Origin of the sequence: Streptomyces iakyrus, from assembly GCF_000717055.1 — a bacterium.
In the GTDB taxonomy this organism is placed as follows: domain Bacteria; phylum Actinomycetota; class Actinomycetes; order Streptomycetales; family Streptomycetaceae; genus Streptomyces; species Streptomyces iakyrus.
In genome coordinates this window covers 211,749-227,760 of the sequence record NZ_JNXI01000010.1, presented here as the reverse complement: position 1 = coordinate 227,760, position 16,012 = coordinate 211,749, and the positions used below count along the sequence as shown (strand labels likewise).

Annotated in this window: 18 protein-coding genes; 3 read left to right on the top strand and 15 right to left on the bottom strand. The window is 69.7% G+C overall.

Translation table 11 applies throughout. The features are described 5' to 3' along the window. Window positions 1-64 precede the first annotated feature (64 nt). The gene (locus OO68_RS17710; protein ID WP_033309304.1) at window positions 65-742 is read right to left on the bottom strand and encodes a hypothetical protein; all 678 of its coding nucleotides are present in this window, start codon (window positions 740-742) and stop codon (window positions 65-67) included. A gap of 293 nt (window positions 743-1,035) precedes the next feature. Here OO68_RS17710 and OO68_RS17705 point away from each other — a divergent pair, with 293 nt between their 5' ends. After that, window positions 1,036-2,061, top strand: coding sequence for a cation diffusion facilitator family transporter (locus tag OO68_RS17705; RefSeq protein WP_033309303.1), 1,026 nt, complete (start codon window positions 1,036-1,038; stop codon window positions 2,059-2,061). A gap of 42 nt (window positions 2,062-2,103) precedes the next feature. Here the strand turns inward: OO68_RS17705 and OO68_RS48605 are convergent, their stop codons facing one another. The 8 genes from OO68_RS48605 to OO68_RS45495 form a co-directional block, all read right to left on the bottom strand. After that, entirely contained in the window at window positions 2,104-2,532 is a 429-nt protein-coding gene (locus OO68_RS48605) for a 4'-phosphopantetheinyl transferase family protein (protein ID WP_369333421.1), read from the bottom strand. A 461-nt stretch (window positions 2,533-2,993) separates the two neighbouring features. Then, entirely contained in the window at window positions 2,994-3,512 is a 519-nt protein-coding gene (locus OO68_RS17695; RefSeq protein WP_078625354.1) for a flavin reductase family protein, read from the bottom strand. After that, the gene (locus OO68_RS17690; RefSeq protein WP_078625353.1) at window positions 3,513-4,223 is read right to left on the bottom strand and encodes an acyl-CoA dehydrogenase family protein; all 711 of its coding nucleotides are present in this window, start codon (window positions 4,221-4,223) and stop codon (window positions 3,513-3,515) included. It abuts the gene before it with no gap. A 132-nt stretch (window positions 4,224-4,355) separates the two neighbouring features. Continuing rightward, window positions 4,356-4,772 carry an acyl-CoA dehydrogenase family protein gene (locus OO68_RS17685; RefSeq protein ID WP_033309301.1) on the bottom strand — a complete coding sequence of 139 codons (417 nt, stop codon included), beginning with the start codon at window positions 4,770-4,772 and terminating at the stop codon, window positions 4,356-4,358. A 9-nt stretch (window positions 4,773-4,781) separates the two neighbouring features. After that, complete coding sequence (locus tag OO68_RS17680; RefSeq protein WP_033309300.1) at window positions 4,782-5,612, bottom strand: hypothetical protein; 831 nt, start codon at window positions 5,610-5,612, stop codon at window positions 4,782-4,784. 15 nt (window positions 5,613-5,627) lie between these two features. Next, window positions 5,628-5,936, bottom strand: a complete 309-nt coding sequence (locus tag OO68_RS46290; RefSeq protein WP_033309299.1) for a U32 family peptidase — start codon at window positions 5,934-5,936, stop codon at window positions 5,628-5,630. 10 nt (window positions 5,937-5,946) lie between these two features. Then, complete coding sequence (locus OO68_RS17670) at window positions 5,947-6,537, bottom strand: U32 family peptidase (RefSeq protein WP_033309298.1); 591 nt, start codon at window positions 6,535-6,537, stop codon at window positions 5,947-5,949. Between the two features lie 201 nt (window positions 6,538-6,738). Then, entirely contained in the window at window positions 6,739-7,140 is a 402-nt protein-coding gene (locus OO68_RS45495; protein WP_245237025.1) for an aminotransferase class V-fold PLP-dependent enzyme, read from the bottom strand. On the opposite strand from OO68_RS45495, the gene OO68_RS17660 reads away from it, so the two are divergent. Continuing rightward, window positions 7,070-7,981: a HoxN/HupN/NixA family nickel/cobalt transporter gene (locus tag OO68_RS17660; protein WP_209442590.1), complete on the top strand. Its 912-nt coding sequence runs from the start codon at window positions 7,070-7,072 to the stop codon at window positions 7,979-7,981. The genes OO68_RS45495 and OO68_RS17660 overlap by 71 nt on opposite strands. A gap of 399 nt (window positions 7,982-8,380) precedes the next feature. On the opposite strand, the gene OO68_RS46285 is transcribed toward OO68_RS17660, so the two are convergent. From OO68_RS46285 to OO68_RS17635, 6 genes are all read right to left on the bottom strand, one after another. Further along, window positions 8,381-8,554 carry a hypothetical protein gene (locus tag OO68_RS46285; RefSeq protein ID WP_157852732.1) on the bottom strand — a complete coding sequence of 58 codons (174 nt, stop codon included), beginning with the start codon at window positions 8,552-8,554 and terminating at the stop codon, window positions 8,381-8,383. Window positions 8,555-8,631: 77 nt separating this feature from the next. Beyond that, complete coding sequence (locus OO68_RS17655; RefSeq protein WP_033309296.1) at window positions 8,632-9,309, bottom strand: DUF305 domain-containing protein; 678 nt, start codon at window positions 9,307-9,309, stop codon at window positions 8,632-8,634. Window positions 9,310-9,320: 11 nt separating this feature from the next. After that, window positions 9,321-9,977 carry a thioredoxin-like domain-containing protein gene (locus OO68_RS17650; protein WP_033309295.1) on the bottom strand — a complete coding sequence of 219 codons (657 nt, stop codon included), beginning with the start codon at window positions 9,975-9,977 and terminating at the stop codon, window positions 9,321-9,323. Between the two features lie 108 nt (window positions 9,978-10,085). Beyond that, window positions 10,086-10,517 carry a hypothetical protein gene (locus OO68_RS43115; protein WP_051814693.1) on the bottom strand — a complete coding sequence of 144 codons (432 nt, stop codon included), beginning with the start codon at window positions 10,515-10,517 and terminating at the stop codon, window positions 10,086-10,088. Between the two features lie 55 nt (window positions 10,518-10,572). Next, window positions 10,573-12,507: a copper resistance CopC/CopD family protein gene (locus OO68_RS17640; RefSeq protein WP_078625350.1), complete on the bottom strand. Its 1,935-nt coding sequence runs from the start codon at window positions 12,505-12,507 to the stop codon at window positions 10,573-10,575. A 185-nt stretch (window positions 12,508-12,692) separates the two neighbouring features. Then, window positions 12,693-12,896, bottom strand: coding sequence for a hypothetical protein (locus OO68_RS17635; RefSeq protein ID WP_033309294.1), 204 nt, complete (start codon window positions 12,894-12,896; stop codon window positions 12,693-12,695). A gap of 623 nt (window positions 12,897-13,519) precedes the next feature. On the opposite strand from OO68_RS17635, the gene OO68_RS17630 reads away from it, so the two are divergent. Continuing rightward, window positions 13,520-15,226 (top strand): VanW family protein, encoded by a 1,707-nt coding sequence (locus tag OO68_RS17630; RefSeq protein ID WP_033309293.1) that lies wholly within the window; start codon window positions 13,520-13,522, stop codon window positions 15,224-15,226. The last annotated feature ends 786 nt before the right edge of the window (window positions 15,227-16,012 follow it).

Genomic DNA, 16,012 nt, shown 5'->3' with positions numbered 1-16,012 from the left:
CGAGGCAGCCGCCGGGATGAAAGGTGCCCCAGCCCGCCAGGCGGTCAATCTCACCCCGTGCCCGTCAGGGCAGGCAGAGACCGCCGATCGGCATCGGCCGGAGAAGGGAAAGGGCGATGGGACCGTGCCCGTGACGCGGCGGCGCCCTGCCTTCGTGGAGCCGCACCAGCAGCGCCGACATCAGCGGCGCTGCGCTCTCGGGTACCACGGTCTGCGGGCCGGTTCCGTGACGGCCGCTCAGCAGAGGCCACAGGAACAGCAGCAGCCGTCGTACGACCGTCAGCAGGCTCCTGCTCTGCCACAACAGCCGCTCGGTGACGCCCAGCAGACGGGCGGCGAGCAGCAGCATGACAAAGTGACCGGCCAGCACCACTCCGGGCGACGGTCCGCTGGCCGCGTCATGCTCGACGAGCCGGGACAAGGCACCGACGGAGCCATCCTGTTCCGCCACCGCCGCACACGCCCCGGGCAGGGAGTACGCGGCGTGGTAGGCCAGCTGCGCGGTAGCGAGCACGGCCAGCAACTGGGTGTCCGTCAACCGCCGCCGTGTCAGTACCGCCGCGCCAGGCACAGCCACCGCGGCCATCCCGGCCACGATGATCCACCGAGGCGCGTGGCACTGCGCCAGCACATGCCCGGCCAGCGGCAGCAGCACACACAGCACCGCCAGCACACCCGCCCGGAGCCCGCGCAGCACGCCGGACGCCGGGGAGGCGAGTCCTCGCGGGCGGTGCGGTCGCATCAGGTTCGGGCCTTCGTGAGCCCCGTCCGAGCACGGACGGAAGAGTGGACATCGGGCTGGGGGCTGGATTCCCCGTGCGCCTCTGCAGCGTACCGACCGCCCCGCGCCTCGATTCACGACAGGGTGGCCCTCGATGGCGGGGCCACTGGGCCACCTTCCATTGCGAGACGTTTGCCCAGCTCAGCGGCTTATTAACGGACATGACAACGGTCACCGATGCAGCCTTTGCGATATATGCGCGGATGCGTTTCACTGCCCGTGATGCATTCGTCACGAGGGGGAGGGCGTACCACATGAGCGGTCACCGCCACGGGCACGAACACGGTCCAGGAGACGAGCACGGAGCAGGCGGTCACGCCGGGCACTCCCACGGTGTGTCAGCGGACGCCGACCGCCGTTGGCTGGCCATCGCACTCACGCTGATCACCGCGTTCATGGCGATCGAGGTCGTCATCGGCGTCATCGCCCAGTCTCTGGCCCTGATCTCGGACGCGGCGCACATGCTCACCGACGCCGTCTCCATCGTCCTGGCGCTGATCGCGATGAGGCTCGCCGCGCGCCCTGCCCGCGGCGGCTACACCTACGGCCTCAAGCGCGCCGAGATCCTCTCGGCCCAGGCCAACGGCCTGACCCTGATCCTGCTCGGTGCCTGGCTGGCGTACGAGGCCGTGCACCGTCTGATCGATCCGCCCGAGGTCGAGGGCGGCCTGATGCTCGCCACCGCACTCGCCGGCATCGTGGTGAACGTGGTCGCCACCTGGTGCATCTCCAAGGCCAACCGGTCCTCACTCAACGTCGAGGGTGCCTACCAGCACATCCTCAACGACCTGTTCGCCTTCATCGGCACCGCCGTCGCCGCGCTGATCGTGGTCCTGACCGGCTTCGCACGCGCCGACGGCATCGCCACACTCGTCGTCGTCGCGCTCATGATGAAGGCCGGATACGGCCTGATGCGCGAGTCCGGCCGCATATTCCTGGAAGCCGCCCCCGCCGACATCGACCCGAACGCGCTGGGCGACAAGCTGGTGGCCCAACCGGCCGTCATCGAGGTCCACGACCTGCACGTCTGGCAGATCACCTCTGGTCAGGCCGCGCTCTCCGCGCACGTCCTGGTCGAGCCCGGCGGCGACTGCCACGCCGTCCGCCGCAACCTCGAAGAACTTCTGCGCCACGACTACGGCATCACCCACACCACCCTCCAGGTCGACCACACCCCGGAGAAGGTGCTGCAGGTCGCCCGGCCCGGCGGCCCTGGCGACGTGTCGCACTGCGAGGAGCCGCACGGCCCGGTCCACCGGGGCGAGCCGCACGACCACTGAGGGCGATAACCGCCTGGTCCTGGGCCCGGACGGGCTACTGCATCAATGCGCGGCTCCGACTGCCGCCGCAGGTGTCGGGCGCTGGCACTGGTCACATCCGTGGTAGGTGATGGACCCCTGGGCGCAGCCCAGGGGTCCGGATGTACTCAGGGCTGCGGCGGCTGCGTATCCGGGTGGGGCCATGAGCGAGGTCAGGCTCCACCCTGTGAGGGCGTCAGTCCCGTGGCCGAATTGCGGACCTGGTCCAATGTCGGTCGTCTGAAGGTGACCTGCCGCAATGCCGGTTCCATATCCCTTTAGGTACGCCTCTTTTCGTACCCAACATTCGATCAGGGCACGGGAGCGGTGGGTTGACGGCAGTCGGAGGATCGCCACCTTCTCGTTCGGGTGCAGCCTGTGCAGCAGCGCCGCCTCGGCGCGGTCGACCGCTTCGAGGTCGATGCCCACAGGACTCCGAGCGAGGGCGATCATGACGGTCGTACGGGTGTGGGACAAGGAGAAGTGCAGGTCCCTCTGCCGCACTGTCGGCCGTCCGTGCGGCCTGTGACAGGTGGGACACGGGGCGCGGGAAATGGTCACGGCTTGTGGGGCCGTGTCGAGGCAGTTGGCGAGGATGAGCCGCAGGGCCAGGTGCGCCAGGACGTAGGTGTCGCGTCTGTCGGTGCCGAGGAAGCTGTTCGCGCGTTGGCGCTCGGTGGTGTCGAGCAGGGCCTTGAGGCGTTGCGAACGGCTGGCGGTGTCCGGGTCGGCGTGCAGGGTCCAGACATCGATCTGGCCGGGCGGCGGGCGGTATCCCGCTGGCGGGAGGGTGAGGTGGGGCAGGAGGTGGTGTGGTGCCCAGACTGTCATCCGCTGGTTTCCTCTCGCCCTATGGGGCCTGTGGCGGTGTTCGACGGTCGGTGAGAGTGGGCGGTGTCCGCGGTGGTGCCTCGTCAGGCGAGGCGGCGGTAGGAGCCTCGGTGGCGCAGCAGTGGCTCGCCTTGCTGGTGGGTTGTGGTCGTGACGGCGATGAGGATGGCGTGATCGCCACCGGGATGGGTCGCGTGGACGCGGCAGGTCACTGCGGCGACGGCTTCGTCGAGGATCGGTACGGTGTCCTCGTAGTGGTGCGGTACGCCGGCGAACCGCTCCAACAGGGGCTTTTCGGCGAAGACCTGAGAAGTGTGGTCCATGCTGTCGGAGAGGATGTTCACCGCGAACGTGCCGTGTTCCCGGATGAGGGCGAGGGTGCCGGAGCGGTTGGCCAGGCATGCCAGGACGAGCAGCGGGTCCAGTGACAGCGAGGTGACGGCGCTGGTTGTCATGCCGACGGGGCCACTCGGGGACGTGGTGGTCAGCACCGTGACCCCGGCGGCCAGTTCGCCCATGACGCGGCGGAACTGCTGCTGTCGCTCAGTGGTGGCGGCGTCGGTGGCGGCTGGGGGTGTGCGGGGCACGGTGCTGTGCGGCATCTACGTCAGCCTCCCGGTCAGGTAGTCCTCGCGCAGGCGGCTGCGTTGGCGCTTGCCGCTGGTCGGCCGGTTCTCTCCTGTGGGTGCGGTGATGGTGTCGCTGCGCGGGTCGAGGCCGAGGGCTGCTTTGCCGATCATGTCGCGCAGGGCGTCGAGGTTGGCGCCCATGACGGCGCCGGCGCGGGCATCGCGGTAGTGCCGCTCGAGCGGGTTGGCGCGCAGGAAGCCGTGGCCGCCGGTGACCTGCATGGCGGTATCGGCGACGGCGATGGCGGCCTTGTTGCAGATGTACTTGGTCATGTTCAGCGCGGGGAGGGCTTCGAGCTGGTCGGTCTCGGCCGTGAAGGCGCCGTGCAGCAGGGACAGGCGGGCGGTGTGGACGGTGGTGGCCATGTCGGCGACGTGCAGCCGTACGCCCTGGAACGCGGCCAGCGGCTGGCCGGTGGGGGCGAGCTTGCGGCGCATGACGTGATCGTTGGCGAAGCTCTGGGCGGCACGGGCAATGCCGAGGGAGGCGGCGGCCAGGCCCAGGATGAGGGCGGGCAGGGAGTGGGTGAGACGGGTCATCCCGCCTCCGGGACCGCCGACACAATTTTGGATGGGGATGCGGCAGTCCAGCAGGAGGGTGTTGGCGCAGTTGGCGCGCATCCCCATCGCGTCCCAGGACTGCTTGACGTCCAGGCCGGGTTGTCCGGCCGGAATGACGGCCATGGTCTGGCTGCGGCGGAACTCGGTCTCGCCGCTGTGGGCGTTGATGAGGTACTAGTCGGCGTGCCCGGCGCCGGTGCAGAACGCCTTGGTCCCGGCAAGATGCACGGTCTCGCCGTCCGGGGCGGCCCGAAGCTACGGGTTGAGGATGTTGCCGCCGGTGCCGGGTTCCGAGAAGCCCCAGCTGAGCAGCTTGCCTTCGGAGGTGACCTCTTTCAGGACACGTTCGGCGACGGGGTTGGTGGCAGCGTCGGCGGCGAGCAGCCGGGCGGCACCGGAGTGCATGGCGAAGATCAGCGCGGTGGATCCGCATGCTTCGGCGAGCTCGGCGACCGCCAGGCCCCAGGAGATGAGATCGGCACCGGTGCCGCCGTACTGGGTGGGCACCAGGAGCCCGAGGAGCTCGGCGTCGTGGAGGTCGGCGATGTTCTGGGCAGGGAAGGCGCCGGTGCGGTCGTGCCCGCCGGCGCGTGGTGCCAGGCAGCGGCGGGCGACCGCTCGCGCCTGGTCGACGATGTCCTGCTGGTCACTGCTCAATGAGAGGTCAACCATGGGTGGCTCCTAAAGGGATGCCGCGGATACGGAGGGGCGCAGGACGGCGAGGCGCTCGGCCAGCGCATCCGGGCTGTAGAAGCGGGCGTCGATGATGACGTCGTCACCGGCTTCCACGGTGGGTGCGGTGGCGTAGACGGCGTTGCCGTAGACGACCAGGGGCACTTGTGCCGGGCGGTCGGCGACGGGGATGGGTTCGCGGTGTCCGTGGCCGAGCTGCCAGCGGTGGGTGGCCACCAAGTCGATCGGCTGGTCGCAGGCGCTCGCGCAGTCGGGCAGCGCGAGTTGATGGTGGCGGGCGGTGGGGCAGGAGCGCGCCCAGGCGAGCGGGGTGACGTCCACCAGGCGCCGCACCCGCCAGCCCTCCCGCTCAGGCACGGCGGCTGCCGCCTCCGCCTCCAGCATGTGAATTCCGGAGGTTTCGAGCTCCTGCAGGTACGCCTCCTCGAACACCGGAGGCTGCAGCGGGCGGCGTGCCGTCTCCCCCGCATCGTGCGGCCGTCCCGGCATGAGGGCGAGTCCGGCGACCAGCTCGCAGCCCGCGGTACCGGCGAGGGCAGCGGCGGTGCCGAGATCGTTGACGGTCACCGTGAGCGGGCCCCTCCGCGCCAAGCTCATGGCGAGATCGGTGAGTTGGGCTGCGGTGCGCTGCCAGGCTGCGGGCAGGACGACACCCGCCCGCAGCCCGGCCTCGGTGATGTGCTCCACGGCACGCCGCAGGGCCTCGGTGTCGGGCAGCTTGGCCGCGCAGCCCTCCTGCCCGATGCTCACCGCGTCGACGGGCAGGCGAAGGACCTCCTCCAGCCGGTCGCAGGTGGTGAGGCGGACTTCGACAGTCACGTTTCTCCTAGCGGCCTAGACGTGGGCGCGGCGTCGGGCGGTGTCGCGGAAGCGGCAGCGTTGCTGTTCGCACATCCGCGGCACCCAGCCCATCTGCCATGTCAGTTCGATGCGGTCGATGTCGGCGATGGTCTGCTTGGTGCTCCAGCCCTTCGCGACGCCGTCGAGCGCCCGCCGGTACATCTGGGTGATCTTGGCGTTCTGCCGGATGATCGGGCTCTCCCGCCCAGGGATCTGCAGCGCGGCCACGCCGAGCGCCACCAGGGACGGCACGTCGCACAGGGCCCAGTCCGACGCTCCATCGAGGAATCCGCCCAGATCCACAGCCCCGTCACTAGCCGCCGGTGTGCCCTGATAGCCGGCCCGGCAGCCGAGCCCGGACCCTTGCTGGCAACCGACAGTGATGGCAGTCGGCGCCGGACCCGGTCTGGACGGGGACCTCCACCTCAAGGCCGTCCACGGCACAGAACGCGGCGATCTCGTCGAGCGCCGTGGCATGCGGGACGACGATCCTCCGCACGCCGTACCCCTCCTGCAGACGCTTCGCGTAGGCGACGGTGGTGACCCCGAGGGGAGCGCCGGCGACGAGCGGAACGTCCGGATGCGTATCGGCGATCCACCGGGCGGCGGGCAGGGCGCCGACGACCACGCTGTCCGCGCCCGCCTCGATGCCCTGGGCGACGTGAGCCAGGAAGGCGTCCTTCTCGCCCGCGGTGACCGCGGGGGCGTCGGCGCACAGGTGGACCTTCATGTCGGCCGCATGGGCCTGCGCGATGATCTCCTTCAGCAGACGTCGGTTGGACACCTGGGTGGGATCGCCGTCCCGCTTGCCCGGCAGCGCGTCGAAACTGCTGGCCGCGTCGGCAGGGGAGCGGTGGGCGAGGTAGATCTCGGTGGCGCCGCCGGTGATCTGCAGCTCCAGCATCTAGCAGGTTCCGTACCGGCGCATCGAGCGCCACCGATGCCGCTGCAGCCGGGTCCGGTACGGACACGAACGCGGCCTCCCGATCTGTGTGTGGCAGGGCCATCTCCCACTGGTCGGTTACATCAGACACGTCCATCTGCCCCCGTTGTGCATTGGTGTTGGTAGTGCTGTCGGCCCGTTCGGTCGTACCTGCACCGGTCCCTAGGCGTGGGTCGGTTGTGGTGTGTCGACCGGGCCGAGCGCCCGCAGCTTGCCGACGACATCGACGGTCCTCGCGGCCGCCACTATGACGTCGTCAAGGCTGGTGGTGCGGCCGGGACTGAACCGGACGGAGGACCGGGTGCGTTCCGCGGGGATACCCATCGCGGTCAGAACGTGGGAAGGCTCGTCGCTGCCGGCGTGGCAGGCGGAGCCCGCCGAGACACAGACGCCCTGAACGGCGAGCATGTCGACGAGCGTGTCGCCCCGCACCCCGGCGAAGGACACGTTCAGCGTCTTGGGCAGGCAGGGCGCACCCGCACCGTTGACGGCGATGTCGCCTGCCGCCTCCAACTCCTTGAGCAGGTGGGCCCGCAGCGCCTGCAAGCTCGTCGGAGAGAGCAAGCCGTCTGTCAGCGCCGGCTTCTGGTTCTCCCTCGGACACTCCTCGGTCGTCTTCGTGGCGAGTCTGCTGCTGGCCCTCGGAGTCCGCTCCGTGGCCGGGGTCGTCCAGGACGAGGACTCTCAGACGGCGCAACTGCTGGGCCTGATCGGCACCATCGTCGCCGGCTTCTTCCTGCTTCTGATCGGCGTGATGAACCTGGCCGCCGCCTTCGGCATCGCCCGGGCCTTCCGCCGGATGCGCGCCGGCGAGTTCGACGAGGCCGAACTCGAACGGCACCTGGACAACCGCGGCTTCCTGGCCCGCCTTCTCGCCCGAGCGACCAAGCGAGTCAGCAAGGCCTGGCACCTCTACCCGGTCGGCCTGCTCATGGGCCTCGGCTTCGACACCGCCACGCAGGTCGCCCTGCTCGTGCTCGCCGCCGGTTCGGCAGCCTACGTCCTGCCGTGGTACGCGATCCTGGTTCTGCCTGCCCTCTTCGCCGCCGGGATGAGCCTGTTCGACACCGCAGACGGCGTCTTCATGTCACGGGCTTACGCCTGGGCATTCCTCAAACCCGTCCGCAAGGTCTTCTACAACCTCACCGTGACCGTGCTGTCCGTCACCGTCGCCCTCGTCATCGGGCTCCTGGTGCTCATCGGACTGGTCGTGGAAAGGCTCGGCATCGACTCCGGGCCCCTGGCATGGATCGCCTCCCTGAACCTCGACTACGTCGGCTGCGCCATCGTCGGACTCTTCGTGCTGACCTGGGCTGCCGCCCTGGCAGTCTGGCGATTCGGCCGCATCGAGGAGAAGTGGTCCACCGCCACGGCGCCCACCGGCGCCGAGTCCCTCGCGGAGTAGCTGAGGCGAGTCCGGCGCCTGGGCCGATTACGGCGGCGACGCTGAAAGGCATACGCCGAACCGGGCGTGACGGCCGGGTAGGCGGCGAAGCCGAGGGCCGCCATGCGCAGTCCCGCGACCATAGGAGCGGCACTGGCCGCAGCCCGGTGCCGAACGCCTGCCTGGAGGACTTGCAGGTAGGTGCTGCCGCGTGGGTCCGGCCGGATCATCCTAGAAGCCGCCCTCCGAAGACCTGGACCCCAATGCCCTGGGCGACAAGCTGGTCTCCCAGCCGTCCGTCGTCGAGGTCCACGACCTGCACCGCCGACGGGCCACCTCCGGCCCGGCCGCCGCTCTCGGCCCCTGGCCTGGTCCAGCCGACGGCAACTGCCACACCGTTCGCCTGACCTCAGAGAACTCCTATGTCATGACCATGGCGTCACCCACAGCACCCTCCAGGTCGACGACATCCAGGAACACATGCTGCAGGTCGCCTGACCGGACGAAACGGCTGGTGCCGCCTCGCACCGCGAGGACCGGCAGGGCCCGGTACACCGGGCCCTGCCGCACGACCACTGTCCGGCGAGCCGCCACGGGCTCGACGGACAGACTCCCGACAGCCCGGTGGCCGGATGAGTGCCGCCCCGCGACGGGCCGTGACGGAGATCGCGTCAGCGGGGTGCCGAGCCGCGCTCCTTGAGCATGTCGGCCATGAGGTCCATCTCCGACTGCTGGGCGTCGACCATGCCCTGGGCCAGTTGGCGCTCCTGCGGGACCTCGCACTGCTCGGCGCAGGCGCGGGCCATCGTGACGCCGCCCATGTGGTGGTCGGTCATGAGCCGGAGGTAGAGGATCTCGGCGTCCTTGCCCTGGGCCTTGCCGAGCTGGTCGAGGTCGATGTTGGTGGCCATGCCGGGCATGAGGGAGCCGTCCTTCGGCTCGTGCCCCATATGACCGTCACCCTTCATCCACGCCATGTAGTCCGAGGATGTCTTCGGCAGGCCCCACAGGTCGAGCCAGCCGAGCAGCATGCCGCGCTGGTTGGCCTGGGTCTGCGCGACGTCGTACGCGAGACGGCGTACGTCCTCGTCGTCGGTGCGGTCGCGGACGATGTACGACATCTCGACGGCCTGCTGGTGATGGACGGCCATGTCCCGGGCGAAGCCCGCGTCGGCAGAGGCGGCGGTGGGCACCTCGGACGTGTCCTCGTCGCCGGGACCGGCCACGGACCAGAGGATCAGCCCGAGGGCGACCAAGACCGCCGCCGCTGCGACGGCCCACGGGCCGAAGGACGGCTTGCGGGTGGGTGCGTCGTCGGAATCGGAATGCGTCACGTCTGGTGCCGTCATAGTCGTATCCCTCATGCTCCGGTCAGGCCCCCTGCGCAGGTGGCACCCTTCTCAGGCGTCTGGGTGCCCTGGACGTACTTGGTCAGGAACTGCTCGACCCGCGGGTCCGACGCCTTGTCCACGGTGAGCTGGTGACCCCAGGCAGACAGCATGATCGTCCCGGTCTGGTCGGTGGCCGGGCTCATCAGGGTGTACGGGGTCTGGGAGACCTTGTCGCTCAGCATTTTGACGTCGGCGTCGGCGGCCTTGTCGTTGTACGTCACCCAGACCGCCCCGTGTTCGAGGGAGTGGACGGCGTTCTCGTTCGCTATGGCCTGGGTGTAGACGTTGCCTTCGCAGGTCATCCACGCCCGGTTGTGGTTGCCGCCGACGGGCGGGTTCATCGGGTACTTCACGGTGCCCGTGACGTGCTTCTGGCCCAGCTTCTTCGCGTCCCAGGTCTTCTCACCGCTCACGGGCTTCTTCGCCTCGGCCGCCTGCTGCTCCTCCTTCTCGTTGGCGCTGTTGATGGCGTACCCACCCCAGCCGATCAGCCCGCCGACGATGAGCGTGCTGAGCGTGATGGTGATGATGCGGTTGCGGCGCTCGCGTGCCCTCTCGGCACGGCGCATCTCCTCTATCTTGGCCCGCCGCGCGGCGGAGGCCTGCTTCTTGCTGGTCTTGCTCATGGCTGTGGGTTCCTCGTCCCCGCCGTGCGGCGGTGGGTGCAGGTGTGGGGTGTGGATGGCAAACATCGGCCGACCGTGCATGCGGGCGCACGGAGCCGTGACGTCCGTCTAGGTCCGTTGCACCTGGAGGACGTGGAGATCGGGAGCTCGGCAGGCCGACGCGGGGTCGGTGGGGCGCGAAGGAGTGTCCGGCTGCCTGGGGAGGTCCGGCACGCGGGGCAGGACCGCCGGCAGGAGCTGGGCGGTCGAGGCGGGCACGGCACCTACGTCATCGGTGGCCGACCTGCAGCACACGTCGTCGTAGGGGCAGTCGGACGGGTGCGCGGCTGTCGTCGCGTGGTGTCCGGCCGGGGTGCCCGCTGGGGCCGTGGTGGCGGACATGCTGGTCATGGAGGTCGTGGCCGGGCCTCTCTCGCTGTGGGCCACGAACCCCAGGCAGATCACCAAACCGGCGAGCAGCACGGCCAGGGCAGGACCGAGCGCCGCGATGCGCGTGGTCCAGTGCGCTTCGCGGGGCGTGTGCTGTCTCCGGCTCCCCATCACAGTTGATATTAGGCGGGTTGCTGCTGGCGGGCTGCCGGTTTCGCCCGGACGCTCAGTGGCCATGGCCGTCCTCGTCCGCCTCCGGGTAGACGAAGGTTCGGGTGACGAGGTGGTTCGGGGCGGTCAGCGTCTCGTGGAGGATACGGCCGTCCTCGTCGAGGGTGAGGGCGAGCTGGGTGTGCTCGGCGGGATAGGCCAGGGCCAGGCGGCGGTGGCCGTCCTCGTCGGGCAGGCGCGTGATCACAGGGGCGGTGCCGCCGCCGTACGGCTCCGAGGCCAGGAACTCCTTGCCCGTGACGGGCAACTGCTTGAGGTCGCCGAGTCCACGCGCGGTGTTGCTGGTGACCAGCTCGTGCAGGGTGAAGCGCGGGGTCTTCCGCATCGCCGTGACCGTCTCGCGCAGTAGGCCCGTGTCCGGGCGGGGCGGCCAGGTGACGGCGAGGCCCGCGCGGCCACCGGCCCATTCGTCGCCCGCGGAGGCGGTGAGGGTGAGGCGGCTGGTGCCGTCGCGCCAGGTGACGGGGCTGTAGAAGCAGCCGGCGCCGCAGTCGCGGAGCTTCAGGGCCCGGCGGGAACCGCGCGGATCGGCGAGGGTGGCCTTGAGGTCGTAGGACTGCTTCTCGGCGCCCCCGATCTGCGGCGCGGTCAGGTCGATGACGAGCCGGCCGGCCGCGGCGCGGGCGCTGATGCCGATCTCCCCGGCCCGGGCGCCCGCCGGGACGACTGGCCCGTCGAGCGGCGGTGCGAAGGGGAGAGAGCGGTTCGCGTCGGCGGGGACGGACAGCACGGTGAGGGTGGCGGAGAACGCGAGGACGACGGCGAGCACGCCGGTCTCGATGCGGGCCGGGCGCTGGGATGATCCCGTCCCGGCGCGGCGCAGACGATGCCGGGCGGCGAGAGCGAGACCCGCGGCTACAGCGACCAAGGCGATCTTGGCAAGCAGGATCTGCCCGTACGTGGTGGTGGCGAGGTCGCCGAGCGGGACGAGAAGCAGCGCGGAGATCAGCCCGGTGACGACGACGGTGGCGAACAGCCAGGTGGCGAGGCGGGCGTAGGAGAGGAGCAGAGCCCGGTTGGGGGAGCGCTCGCCGCGCCAGGCGGCGAGCGCGCGGAGGACGTGCAGCAGTGTCCCGGCCCACAGGGCGGCCGCCGTGAGGTGGACGAAGGTCAGCAGCGGGCCTGCGACGGACTGCTCGGCCTGCGGGTGGGCGCGCAGCGCCTCGGCGACCAGGACGGCGGCGAGCGGGACGGCCGCCCAGGCCCGACGGCGCACCAGCACGGCCACGGCGGCGAGAGCGAAGCCCGCGACCTCGACCAGGGACAGGACGCCGGGCCGTGTGTCCGTGAAGGAGGAAAGGGAGCCGTCCCCGAGCTGCAGGGCCGCCAGCGCGAGCGTGGCGACGCTGCCGACGAGCGTGGCAGGCAGGGTCCAGGGGCGTGGTCGCGGGGCAGGGGCGTTGGGGAGGTGGTTACTGAGGCGTCGGCCTGCCGCCTCGCCGAGCGCGACGGCGAGGGCCGCGAAGAGCAGCCAGCGCAAGGCGGTCGTGGGAGCGGCGTCCTTGGCGGCCGTTGTCTGGCCGGAGGCGAGAGCGATGGTCCGGGGACCGACGGCGAAGCGGTAGCTGCCGGTCATCACGTCGCCGTCGCGGGCCGTCACCTGCCAGTCGACGGTGTGCACGCCCTCCGTCGGCGCGGTGCGGACGGGGACGGTGAGCGATTGGTTGCCGCGGCTGAGCGTGGGGGTGCCCAGGCGGGCCGAGGGCTCGAGGCGTATGAAGCTTCCGCTCAGACTGACCGGCTGGTCGAAGACCAGGACCAGCGACCTCGGCGAGTCGGCCACCGTCGCATCCGCGGCCGGGCTGGTGAACAGCAGTGTCGCGTGAGCGGACGCGGGGGCGGCGGTGCCCAGCAGGAGAGCCAGGACGAGCGAGAGCAATGAGCCGATCGCAAGGAGGGGGCGGTGGGCCGTTGGTGCGGAGGAGGTCACGTGTCGAGGATCTCGGATCCTTTGGCGGCTACTGACAGCAGGGTGGCTTGTGCGCGAGGCCGTCGGGGTCGCCTGCCACTGCCTGGTCGTAGTGGCAGAAGCGGTTCTTCGCCTGGCGCGTACGCAGCACCACCGGGTCACGCTCGCCGCGAGCACGGTCGCGGCAAGTCGGAGTCAGACGCTCGTCATGCCGGGCTGTCGTGCGGTGTGGTGTCCCGCGACGCCTGCTCGCCGCGCAGAGCCGCGATTTCCTTGCGGAGGCGGATCAGCTCCTGGCGGTCCGCGGTGGCGGTCGGTGCGCCGTGCTTGGAGCGCATCATGAACCACATCATGGCGCCCATGACCAGTGGGCAGGCCAGCAGTGGCAGGGCATAGAGCAGTTCATTCATCGCGGGTCTCCTTCTGACGTCGGCGAGGGCGGAGAATTCGCAGTCAATCTTACTGATGTATAACTAACCCACTTAGTTTGCTAGGAGTGAAGGTCTGTATCGATCAGCCGAGGAACCGGTCCGCCATGAGACCGGACGACGCCTCCGCATCGGGTTCCAGCCGAAGAAGGGGCAAGACCTCCCGTGTCCATCGCTCAGGTCGCCGTTCTGGCCCTCCGGGCCTGGCCGCGGGTGCGAGCATGCGTCCGTGCTCCGCCACCAGACCGATGGTCGCGCGCAGTCTGGACCGGAAGCGCTGTCCCTCTGTGCTCCCCGGCTCTCGGCGCTTACGACAGTGACCGCAGGCTCTCTGAACGCGCTGCTGTGCGGTGCCCAGACGGTGCCGGCGGCGAGGCCGAAGCCGTCGTGGCCATGCTGCTCTGGCCGCTCATGCTGCCTCAGGAGCGGACCGGTGACGGAGCCTACGAAACCGTCGCAGAAGTCTACTTACCATCGCCCGGCGTGCGGTCGGCTGCGCAAGCCTGGCTGCGTCGCGACCCAGTCACACACGAGGAGAATCAGTGCTTCCTTCATCGCGCCTCGGCCCGCCCGCCGAGACCGCCCCGCCTGCTGATGCCACGCCGATGGGGCGCCGCCGAATAGGCCGTGTCGCGCTCGTGGCGGGGGCGGTGGTCGGTATCGGTATCGGCGGGCTGTACCTGGTGGGCCTGCTGGCGTCCAGTGAGGATGTCCCCGAAGGGACCCGGGTGAGCGGTGTGGACATCGGAGGGCTGAGCCGCTCGCAGGCGAGCGAGAAGTTGGACGGCAGCTTGGGCGGGGCCTGGTCCGATCCGATGAAGGTGCGCCTCGGTGACAGTGTCGAAACCATCCACGTGTCCGGCATCTCTTTGGACAGTGAGGAGACCGTCGCCCGCGCCGCGCAGGCGGGATCCGACCCGTTCTCTGTGATCGGCCGTCTCTTCACGAGCGGCGATCGCGAGGTCGAACCGGTGATCCGCGTGGATGAGGCGAAAGCCCGCGCGTCACTGGCTGAGGAGGCGAAGGCGTATGACCGTAAGGCGCGGGAGGGGGAGGTCACGTTCCACGCGGGCAAGGCGGTGCCGGTGCGACCGGCCGCTGGGCGGGCCCTGGATGTGTACGGCGCGGTAGAGGCGTTGGCGTCGGCGGTACCGGGCCAGGGGGATGAGCCGGTACGGCTGCCTGCCCGTACGTCCGAACCCAAGGTCGGCGCGGAGGAGGTGAACCGCGCGATGAAGGAGTTCGCCACCCCCGCGATGTCGGCACCGGTCACGCTCACCGTGGGCGGCCGGGAGGTCGAGATCAGCCCGGCGACCATCGGCAAGCACCTCACCATGAAGCCGGACCGAGACAGCCGGCTGATACCCGTCCTCGACGGCAAGGGACTCCTGGCCGACCCGGCGGTGTCCAGCCCGCTCGCGCTGGCCACCGACAAGGCCGTCAACGCCAAACTGCGCCTCGACGGCGGACGAGTAGTGGTGGCCTCGGACGGCAAGACCGGTCAGGAGGTCACGGCCAAGGCGCTCCAGAAAGCCGTACTGCCGCTGCTGACAGAATCCGGGGCGGCCCGCACCGGGGCGGTGGACACCGAGGAGGTGCAGCCCAAACTGACCCGGGACAACGTCGGCCGCCTGGGCATCAAGGAGCAGATGTCGACCTTCACGGTCAACTTCGAGCCCGCCCCCTACCGCGTCACGAACATCGGCCGCGCAGCGGAACTGATCAACGGGTCGGTCGTACTGCCCGGCGAGACCTGGAGCTTCAACCGCACCGTGGGCGAGCGGACCGAGGCCAACGGGTTCGTCGAGGGCATCATCATCAACAACGACCAGTTCGAGAAGGCGGCCGGAGGCGGGGTTTCCGCGGTCGCCACCACTACCTTCAACGCCATCTTCTTCGCCGGAGTCAAGCCGGTGGAGTACGGCGCGCACTCCTTCTACATCGAGCGCTACCCGGAGGGCCGGGAGGCAACGGTGGCGTGGGGCAGCCTCGACCTGAAGTTCAGGAACGACTCGGGCAACGCCATCTACATCGACGCCCGTGCCACGAACAGCTCCGTGACCGTGAGCTTCCTGGGCACCAAGAAGTACGACGCGGTGGAGTCGGTCAAGGGCCCGCGCACCAACGTGAAGCAGCCGGCAACGCGCGAGGGCTCCGGGGAGAAGTGCGTCCCGCAGTCCCCACTCGAAGGCTTCGACGTCGCGGTCGACCGGGTCTTCAAGGACGGCGGCAAGGAAGTGAAGCGGGAGACCTTCAAGACGCGGTACGTGCCCCGCGACAAGGTCACCTGCGACGAAGCAACCGACGATTGACGAGCGCCGGAACGCGGGGACGGACCTCCGGGCCGTCCTCGTGCCCATCACGCGGCGCGTCCACAGCCCGGGCCTCAACCTCGCAGGATGAGCGGGAGAGCGGTCTACGGCGTGCGGCGACGCGACTGACACGGCGCGCTCGACGGAGTGACGCTGGACTCGTGCACGGACTGCGACCAGTTGCTGCCGTCCTGCCCGCCGGACCGTGCGGGTCCGCGTTTTGATGATTACGTCCCACGTCCGGCCGGATCTTGAGGGCTCTCCTGCTACGCGGACGCCTCCGCGCCCTGACCTCGGGCCGCACCTCCTCGGTATGTACCGACCTATGTACCGACTACCGGGTCGATCAGGGTCAGCGTGGCTACCCACCGTTGGAGAACGGCTGATCCGTCGTCGAGAGACATCAGGCGCCCCTGGTGCAGCTCAACTCTGGGGCGCTGCTTCCGTTTCGTTCATGATTCACGTTCCCCACAATGTGTTCACATCTTGTTAACTCATGATTCCAGGGTGACGTCGGTGTTGTGTCGCGAGGCGCGCTAGGATCACGGCGTGGTTACGAACTGGTCTCCCCGCGGAGCGCGGCAGGCACGCCCATGGGCTGGCCTGCTGCATCTCTTTGGGTTGGCCGCGCTGCTGTTCGGCCTTGTATACGCCCACAGTGTGAGCAGCGAGGGTGTCGCAGGGCATATCAACGCCACTGCGGCAACCGCCTCGCAGGGCGGCGTCGGCGGGCAGGTCGCGACGCTGGTCGCCGATGCTGAGCAGGTGCTCGAAGGTGCGTCGTTC